Here is a 7,975-nt window from a genome sequence, read left to right as displayed (position 1 = left end):
GCGCAGCGAAGCAATCCAGGGCGATTTGCGCGGCCCTGAATTGCTTCGCTGCGCTCGCAATGACGAATGGGGCAGTAGCGGTTCCCGACCTCACCGCTCCGTCGCGGAAACCTTCACGATCAGGACCTTGTCGATGGCCGGGTGCACCTGCTTCACTGACGGCGCGATCATCCCCGCCAGACGTTCCACATCCACCGGCGCGAAGCGCGAGGCGCGCAGGCGGGCGAACTCGATCGCGGCGGGGAGCGCTGCGGCACGCAGTTCCGGCATCCGCTTGCCGAGCGCGGCGGCATCGTCGGCGGTCTTCGCCTGCAGCGTGATCGAGACGTGGAGCACCCCGTCCACCCGGCCGCCATCGACGATCGGCGCGTCGATCTGCTCCATCGCCAGGAACGTGGGATCGGGCGGCGGCAGTTCCACCGCCTTGCGCGGATCGGTGTTCGCGGCGAACGCCGGTGCCGCGCAGAGCAGCAGGGCCGGAACAAAGAAACGGAAGCGGGGCATGCGAACTCCGGTGGGCGGGCAACGCCTCTATAATAGGATGAAATTCGAGGAGTCCCGTTGAGATGAGCAGCGATCGGCGTCCAGCCAAGGTCCGCGTGGTATCCGCGAACCAGGGCGAGGGTGCGTCCGCACAGGAAAATCCCGGCGTTAATCCGGGGCGCCGTCGCGGCGATCGGCCGGATGAGGACGCCGAGGCGGTGGCTGCCGCTGTGCTCGCGGCTCCGACCCGGCAGGGCGGGAGCCTCTTGTGGGTGTTCGGCGCGCTGGTGCTGTTCCTCGTCGGCTGTGCGATCGGCGGGGCCTTGCTGGTGATCTCGGGCATTGCATCGGCGGAATCGCTGTGAGGCGCATGCGGCTGCTGCCGGGCGCGGCGCTGGTGCTGGGCGCCTCGCTGTTGTGCGGTACGACCGGCGCGCCGCCGCTGCCCTACGGTACGCTCGACCCCGGCGTGGGTGCGCGGCTGCCGGGCTTCGCGGCCGAACTGGCGCAGCGCCCGCCGCTTACCGGTGTCGGTGCCTGGACCCCGCTGGCCGAGGCCGAGGCATGGCGCCGCCTCTCCACCGCGCCGAACCCGCAGCGGCAGGCGGTGCGCTGGGACTATGCTCGAAGCCTGATCGCCGCCGAGCGCGGGCCGGAAGCGCTGGGCGTACTGGAAGTCATGCGGCAGGACGACCCCGACCTCGGCATGGTCGATGCGTGGAGGCTGGCCCACGGCGCGGCGTTGACGCAGCTCGGCCGCTCCGAGGATGCGATGGCCGAACTCGACATGCCGGGCCTTCGCGCCAATCCCGAGGCATGCCTGTGGCGCCTGCGCGCGCTGGCGCAGGAGGGCCTTGCCGAGCAGGCGCTGGCGCAGCTGGACTGCGCCGGACCCGCACTCGCCAGCCCACGCGGCGCGCCGTTCGTCCTCGCCGCCGCGCGCGCGGGTGTGGAGGGCGGTGCGCCGGACAAGGCGCTGCACTGGCTTTCCTGGCTCCCCGACCGCGAACCCGCCGCCAACCTGCTGCGCGCCCGTGCGCAGCAGGCGCTGGGCCACGCCGACGAAGCCCGCCTGCGCTTCGCCCGCGTCGTGCAGTCCGGCGACCCGGTCGAGCGCATGGACGCCCGCCTCAGCAAGCTGGAGGGCGACGTTGCCCGGGGCGCGATCCGCCCCGGGGCGGCGCTGAAGGAAGTCGACGCCATCCGTTATTCCTGGCGCGGCGACGGTATCGAGGAACGCGCGCTGCGCCTGTCCTACCGCCTTGCCGACGCGCGCGGCGACTTGTCCGGGACGCTGTCCGCCGGAGCGGCGCTGGTGCGCTTCCACGATGTCGCCGACCTCGGGCCGGAGTTCCTGCCCGGCCTGCGCGCGAAGCTGACGGCCGCGCTTGACCCCGCCCGCAAGCTGCCGCTGGATAAGGCGGCCGGGCTCTACTGGGATTATCGCGACCTCGCCCCGAACGGCGCCGAGGGCGACCTCATGGCGAGCCAGCTTGCCGCGCGGCTGCAGCAGGCGGGCCTCTACGAGCGTGCGGCGGACCTCCTTTCCTACCAGCTGACGCAGCGTGCCGGAGACCTTGCCCGCGGGCCGCTTTCGGCGCGGGTGGCGGGGCTCTACATCCTTGCCGGCAGGCCCGAGCGGGCTTTGCGCACCTTGCGCGAAACCGACGATCCCGGCCTGCCCGACGCGATGATCGCCGAACGCAAGCGCGTCGAGGCGGCTGCCCTCACGCAAGTCGGCCGTGCCGACGAGGCTCTGGCAGTGCTGCAGGACTTGCCCGGAACCTCGGCGCTGCAGGCGGAAATCCTTTGGCAGCGGCGCGACTGGGCACGCTATGCGGCGTTCTCGGCGGGCGCTCTACCGAAGGGGCGTGTTCTCGATCCGGTGGCGCAGGCGCAAGTGCTGCGCCATGCGATCTCGCAGGCGATGCTGGGGCGGGAGGACGCGCTTTCCGGACTCCACGCGCGCTATGCGGGGGCGTTCAAGGGGCTGTCGTCGGCGCCGGTGTTCGAGATGCTGACCGGGACTGCCGGGGCGGTCGATCCGGGGAAGCTGGCGCAGGCCATGGCGGCTATTCCCTCGGCCAGTCCGGCAGGGGATTTTGCGGATTTGCTGGAAGCGGGGAAGAAGTGAGTCCTAGGGACCCAGAGAGCTTTGGCGCCCCAGACCCCCGTACTGCCGTCGTTGCGCGTGCAGCAGGTTCAATCCTACATTGCGCCGCAGGCCTCCATCGTCATCCCCGCCTTCGCGGGGATGACGAAAAGTAATATATATTAAGCAGCTACCTCGCCAAGTGCGCCTGACGAAGCTGCGCGCGTGATCTCGACGGTATACCGGGTGCAGGGGTGGTAAACCCCTGCGAAAATCAACCGAGGAAGTTCACCAACGACATCGAGTTCAATTGCGAGAACACCGAATAACTCGCCTGCAGGATCGTCTGCCGCTGCGAGATGTCGATCGCCACCTGCCCGAGGTCTGCGTCCTCCACCGAACCGATCACGTTCGTCAGCAGCGTCACGCGGTCGTCGGCGCGGGTGCTCAGGGTCTCGACCTTGGCCTGCATCCGGCCGTTGCGCGCGTTGGCCGACTGGACTTGCGTGATCCCCTTGTCGAGCAGGCCGAGCGCGTCGTTGATCGCCTGTGTCTGTTCCCCGGTCAGCGTGTCGCCGAAGGGACCGGCGGCTGCGAGGGCCTGGAAGGCGGGGATCAGCGAGCTGCCGATGTCGCTGGCGCCGATGCCGTAGTCCACGTCGAGCCCGTCGCCCGCGCGGGTGGAGAGGCGCACGGAATCGTTGGTGAAGGCTGTGGTGGGATCGTAGTTCGCCAGATCGTCGAGCGAAGTCGGTGCGAACGGCGTGCTCGCGGTCTGCGATCCGGCGAACAGCGGCACGCCCGCCTCCTTGGCGTTGAGCGCGTTGCGCAAGTCGCCGAAGGCGTCCTTGATGATGTCCTGCAGGCCCGGCGAATTGCCGGTGCCGACGGCGCTGAACAGTTCGTCGCGCAGGCTGCTCATGGAGCTGTCCACTGCCTCGATGTTCGCCTGATAGAGCGAGAGCGTGGTGGAGACGCGGCTGATGTTGGTCTTGTAGGTCTCCTGCGTCGCCAGCATCGACTTGGCCGACAGCGTGCGAACCGCATCGAGGCCGAGCCCGGCGTAGTCGTTGACCTTCTTCTCGGTGGCCAGTTGCAGCTGGCTGGTGGCGAGGCTCTGCTGGGAGCGCTGGATGGCGCTGGAGAGGGTCTGCTGGAGGGGAATGGTGGCTACGCGGGTCATCGGATCACACCATGTTGAGCAGGGCGTCGTACATCTGCGAGGCGGTGCTAATCACCCGCGCGGCGGCGGAATAGCTGTTCTGCAGCACGACCATTTGCGCCAGTTCCTCGTCGATATTGACGCCGGAGTAGGAATCGCGCCGCGTCGCAGCGTCGGTCAGGCGGGCGGAGGCGTCGTCGTAAGTGGTCTTCGCCAGAGCGGCCTGCGCGCCGACGTTGCCCAGCAGGCGGTTGGCGAAGGCGGTGACGGTGGCCTTGCCGTCCTTGCCGAAATTCGCCGACCCCGCGAGGGCATCGACGAAGGCGGTGGCATTGCGGATGTCGCCCGCGCCGATTGCCTTCTCGCCCACTGCCGCGCCCGTCTGCAGCTGGGCCAGCGGTACGCGCGAGGTGTCGTTCAGCATGTCGGCCGAGACTTGCGCGGTGGACAGCCCGCTCGCTGCGCCGGTCAGGCCCGAAAGTGCCGAGAACGACAAGCCGGTGCCGTAGCGGTCGGTGCTGTCCACCGGCACTTCGATCGTCGCGCCGGAATTGCCGACCTTGGGTGTGAAGGCGACACGGCCGGTGTCGTCGAGCGCGAAGCTGCCGTATTTCGCCAGATCGCCGCCGTTGAGCTGGGAGATGACGTCGCCCCAGGTGTCGCCATCAGCAGCGGTCAGGGTCTGGCTGGTGAGGATCTTGCCCGAGGAATCGCGCAGGACCAGCCTGGTCGTTTCGCCTGCAGTGAAGCCGGTCGGGTCGCTGGCGGTGAAGCCCGAAGGAACGAGCCCGCTGGTGCCCGAGCGAACGAGGTTGTTGAGCCCGAAAAACTGCGAGAACCCGACGCCCGCGCGGTCGCTAGGCGCTTCTGCGTCCTGTGCGATGGCCACGCCGTTGGCGCTGGAAGCGGCGCTGATCGACAGCACGCCGTCCTTGAAGCTGGCGGTGGCGGCAGGCGAGAGCCCGGCGTTGATCGCGGCGACCGCGTCGTCCACCGTAGCGTTTGCGGGAAGCGCGCCGAAGTCCACGGTGGTCTTGGCCACCATCGTCCCGTCGCTCGACACGACCGCGAACGTCGCCTTGCCGGTGAAGCCGAGGCGGTCGGAGCCGACAAGGCCGTTGGCCTGCCCGGTCAGGGTCTGAGGCGCGGGCAGGGTGGTGCCCGCGTTCGACACCGCGTTCAATGTCTGGGCAAGACCGGTGAACAGCTGGCCGAGCTGCTCGGAAAAGCCCGGCAGCACGCGGTCGCGCATGTCGAGCAGGCCGCCGAGCTTGCCGCCGACGGCGGTGGATGCGATCGTCTCGCCGGTGGACGCCTGCATCGTGCCGTTGTCGCTGGCGAAGCGGATATCGATGGCCGAATAGCTGGTCTGCGCCGTGGTGGCGCCCTGGTCCGCATAGCTCAGCTGGCGCAGACGCTTGTCGAGCAGGACCTGCCCCGATGCGGTGTCGATCGTGACACGCCCATCGGGCTGTTCGCGCACGCTCACTTCGACGAGGCCGCTCAGTTCCTGCAGCGCGCTCATCCGCTCGTCTGCCGGGCCGGAAGTGCTGAGGCCGAGGCCCTGCAGGCGCGAGACGTCGGCGTTGAGGCCGTGGATCTTCTGCAGCAGCACGTTCACGCGGTCGACGGTGTCGGAGACCTCGCTTTCCACGTCGGCGCGCAAGTTGGTGACGTCGGACTGGAGGCCCTGCAGGGTGTCGATCGTGTCATCGACGTTGCCGGTGAACAGCGCGACGGACTCCGCCGAGCCCTGCAGACCGGTGACCTGCGAGACCGAGCTGGCGATCGCCGAAAGCCGCGCGGTCAGTCCGCTGGCCGAACTGGGCGAGCCCAGCAGCGATTGCAGCCGGTCGAGGTAATTGGCCGCCGCTTCCGCCCGCCCGGCGGTGCCCGCGCGCTTGTAGACCGCGTTCTCGAGGAACTTGTCGGCCACGCGCGAAGGCTCGCCCACCACCACGCCATTGACCTGGCCCGCCGCCACCGATGCGCTCTGCGACACCGTCTGGCGCGCATAGCCGACGGTGCCGACATTGGCGATGTTGGTCGAGACGACCTGCATCCCCGCCTGCGAGGCGGAGAGCCCCGAGATCGCGGAGCTGAGGATCGAGTTGATGGACACGGGCTAGCCGGACAGCGAGGGCGTCAGCGCTTCAGGTTGCTCACTTCCTGCAGCATGTCGTCGACCGTGGTGATGATCTTGGACGAGGCGCTGTAGGCGCGCTGGAACAGGATCATGTTCGAGAACTCCGCCGCCAGATCGACGTTGGACGCTTCGAGCATGCTGGCCGACAGGGTGCCGCCGCCCACGGTGCCCGGCTCGTTGATCGCCGCGTTGCCCGACTGCTGCGAGACGATGTAGGCATTGCCGCTGATGCGGGTCAGGCCGTCCGGGTTCTGGAAGGTGGCGATCGGCAGCTGGTAGATCGGGCGCGAGGTGCCGTCGTCGAACACTGCGCTGACGACGCCGGTGTCCGAGATGCTCACCGACGACACCGTGCCCAGCATACCGCCGTCGATGGTCGAGGAGAGCAGGGCGGACGTGCTGCCGAACTGGGTCAGGCCGTTGAGCTGCCCGTTCGCGCCGAGGTCGAGCGTGATCGGCTCGGAATCGGCCTGGTTGCGCCACTGGATGTCGAGCGGTTGGAACAGCGGGTCCGGGGTGGTCTGGCCATCGCGCGTCGTCAGCTTGAGGCTGCCGTCGGCGTTGAAGCTGACGGTGGCGCTGGCGAGCAGGACCTGCGATCCTTCGGCGCCGTCGGCCGGGGCGGTGATGTCGGTGCCGTTGAATTTGCCGATGTCGGCGGAATTGCCGGTGATCTCGGCTTGCCAGGTGTTCGCGCCGGTCTTGACGAAGTTCATCGTCAGGGTGTGTGCGGTGCCCTGCGAATCGTAGACCTGGATCGAGCGGGCGAACTGCGGCGTCGTCGTGCCGTTCGCCATGCTGCCCGAGACGTAGCCGGTCACTGCCTCGGCCGTGGAATCGAGGTTCGCGCGCAGCTGGATCGACGTCGTCGGCGCTGCAGCGCCGGTCAGCGCGGTCGGACGGATCGGCTGCAGCGAGTCCATGCTGCCGTTGTTGACGTAGTTGCCCGAGGTATCGAGCGGCCAGCCCATCAGGTAGTAGCCTGCGGTGTTGCGCAGATAGCCCGAGCTGTCGGTGGTGAACGACCCGGCGCGGGTATAGGCGATCGCGCCGTTCGCGTCGGCGCTGGAGCGCACGACGAAGAAGCCCGAGCCGTCGATGCCGATGTCGGTGAGGCTCGACGAGGCCTGCAGCAGGCCCTGCTTGGAGATCAGCGCCTTGGGCGTCGCCGCGACGCCGCCGGCCGAATAGCTGGAGGTCAGGCTGCCGCCGGTGACGAGCGACTGGAATTGCGCCGAAGTGCCCTTGTAACCGATGGTGTTCACGTTGGTGATGTTGTCCGCGACGGTCGCCATCGCGCTCGACTGCGCGCTGAGGCCCGAAACGCCGGCATAGAGAGCGGAATAGAGGCTCATTGCATGTCTCCTGTGCCGTCCATGCGGCAATATTGGCGTCGCGGGGCTGCGCACCCACGCACCGGACACAGGCATTGTAGGATGAATTGGGGAGGAGTGGTTTTGGGCGCGGGAAAAATTCGCGGATGCTCGAAACGGCGCCCACCCCGTCCGGCTAGTTCGCTTCGCTCTCAAGCCTCCCGGCCCTTCCGCAAGCGGGCGGGCTGACATGGTTTGCCCCGCCCGCTTGTGGGAGGGGCAGCGAGACTTGGGCCGCAGGCCCTAGTCGCAGCGCGGTGGGCATGCGCGACCCCGGCAAAAATTGCCTGCCATGACCGGATCACCCCCAAACCATCCTATAATGGCGGTCTAACTGGGACATTCTGGGACATGACGCTTCGTATTTCGCTTCGCAACGGCGAGCCGGTCATCGTGAACGGCGCGGTTCTGCGCGCGGTCGGTCGCACCGATCTCGTGCTGGAAAACGACGCCACGATCCTGCGCGGGCGCGACGTCATGAAGCCGCAGGATGCGACCTCGCCGGCTAAGCAGCTCTATTTCGCGTGCATGATGGCCTATATCGACCCGGCCGATCTCGAACGCCACCAGCAGACCCTGCTGGAGAAGCTCGAAGTCCTGCTCGGCGCGCTGCAGGCGCCGGAGGCGAAGGCGGTCTGTGTCGCCTTCGCCAACAAGGTCTCGGTCGGCCAGTTCTACCAGGCGCTTTCCGACTGCCGCTGGCTGATCGCCTACGAAGC

Annotated in this window: 7 protein-coding genes; 3 read left to right on the top strand and 4 right to left on the bottom strand. The window is 68.2% G+C overall.

Annotated features, from left to right (window positions below):
- Positions 1 to 90: 90 nt before the first annotated feature.
- On the bottom strand, positions 91 to 504 hold the full coding sequence (locus ACYPYD_RS19665) for a flagellar basal body-associated FliL family protein (protein WP_008830462.1): 414 nt from the start codon (positions 502 to 504) through the stop codon (positions 91 to 93).
- Positions 505 to 566: 62 nt separating this feature from the next.
- Between ACYPYD_RS19665 and ACYPYD_RS19660 the strand changes: the two genes are divergently transcribed.
- Together ACYPYD_RS19660 and ACYPYD_RS19655 are read left to right on the top strand one after the other, a co-directional pair.
- Positions 567 to 848 (top strand): hypothetical protein, encoded by a 282-nt coding sequence (locus ACYPYD_RS19660; RefSeq protein ID WP_008830461.1) that lies wholly within the window; start codon positions 567 to 569, stop codon positions 846 to 848.
- Positions 849 to 853: 5 nt separating this feature from the next.
- Positions 854 to 2,617: a hypothetical protein gene (locus ACYPYD_RS19655; protein WP_459664989.1), complete on the top strand. Its 1,764-nt coding sequence runs from the start codon at positions 854 to 856 to the stop codon at positions 2,615 to 2,617.
- A gap of 232 nt (positions 2,618 to 2,849) precedes the next feature.
- Here ACYPYD_RS19655 and ACYPYD_RS19650 read toward each other — a convergent pair whose 3' ends face one another.
- Genes ACYPYD_RS19650 through flgE form a run of 3 tightly spaced genes read right to left on the bottom strand, consistent with a single transcriptional unit; the run spans position 2,850 to position 7,238 of the window.
- A complete protein-coding gene (locus ACYPYD_RS19650; RefSeq protein ID WP_008830459.1) occupies positions 2,850 to 3,758 on the bottom strand; it encodes a flagellin in 909 nt (302 codons plus the stop codon).
- Positions 3,759 to 3,762: 4 nt separating this feature from the next.
- Positions 3,763 to 5,859, bottom strand: coding sequence for a flagellar hook-associated protein FlgK (gene flgK, locus ACYPYD_RS19645; RefSeq protein WP_069708459.1), 2,097 nt, complete (start codon positions 5,857 to 5,859; stop codon positions 3,763 to 3,765).
- Positions 5,860 to 5,882: 23 nt separating this feature from the next.
- The gene (flgE, locus tag ACYPYD_RS19640) at positions 5,883 to 7,238 is read right to left on the bottom strand and encodes a flagellar hook protein FlgE (RefSeq protein ID WP_069708458.1); all 1,356 of its coding nucleotides are present in this window, start codon (positions 7,236 to 7,238) and stop codon (positions 5,883 to 5,885) included.
- A gap of 369 nt (positions 7,239 to 7,607) precedes the next feature.
- Here flgE and ACYPYD_RS19635 point away from each other — a divergent pair.
- A partial coding sequence (locus ACYPYD_RS19635) for a flagellar biosynthesis repressor FlbT (RefSeq protein ID WP_459664988.1) occupies positions 7,608 to 7,975 on the top strand: 368 nt, incomplete at its 3' end.

It is taken from the genome of Novosphingobium sp. 11B, assembly GCF_054589055.1.
Note: the sequence above shows the minus strand (reverse complement) of the source record. Positions and strands in the feature narration are given on the sequence as shown.

Bases quoted from the DNA above. Each gene is read 5' to 3' on its own strand.
- ACYPYD_RS19660 (WP_008830461.1), top strand. From the start codon at position 567: ATGAGCAGCGATCGGCGTCCAGCCAAGGTCCGCGTGGTATCCGCGAAC.
- ACYPYD_RS19650 (WP_008830459.1), bottom strand. From the start codon at position 3,758: ATGACCCGCGTAGCCACCATTCCCCTCCAGCAGACCCTCTCCAGCGCC.
- ACYPYD_RS19665 (WP_008830462.1), bottom strand. From the start codon at position 504: ATGCCCCGCTTCCGTTTCTTTGTTCCGGCCCTGCTGCTCTGCGCGGCA.
- ACYPYD_RS19655 (WP_459664989.1), top strand. From the start codon at position 854: ATGCGGCTGCTGCCGGGCGCGGCGCTGGTGCTGGGCGCCTCGCTGTTG.
- flgE (WP_069708458.1), bottom strand. From the start codon at position 7,238: ATGAGCCTCTATTCCGCTCTCTATGCCGGCGTTTCGGGCCTCAGCGCG.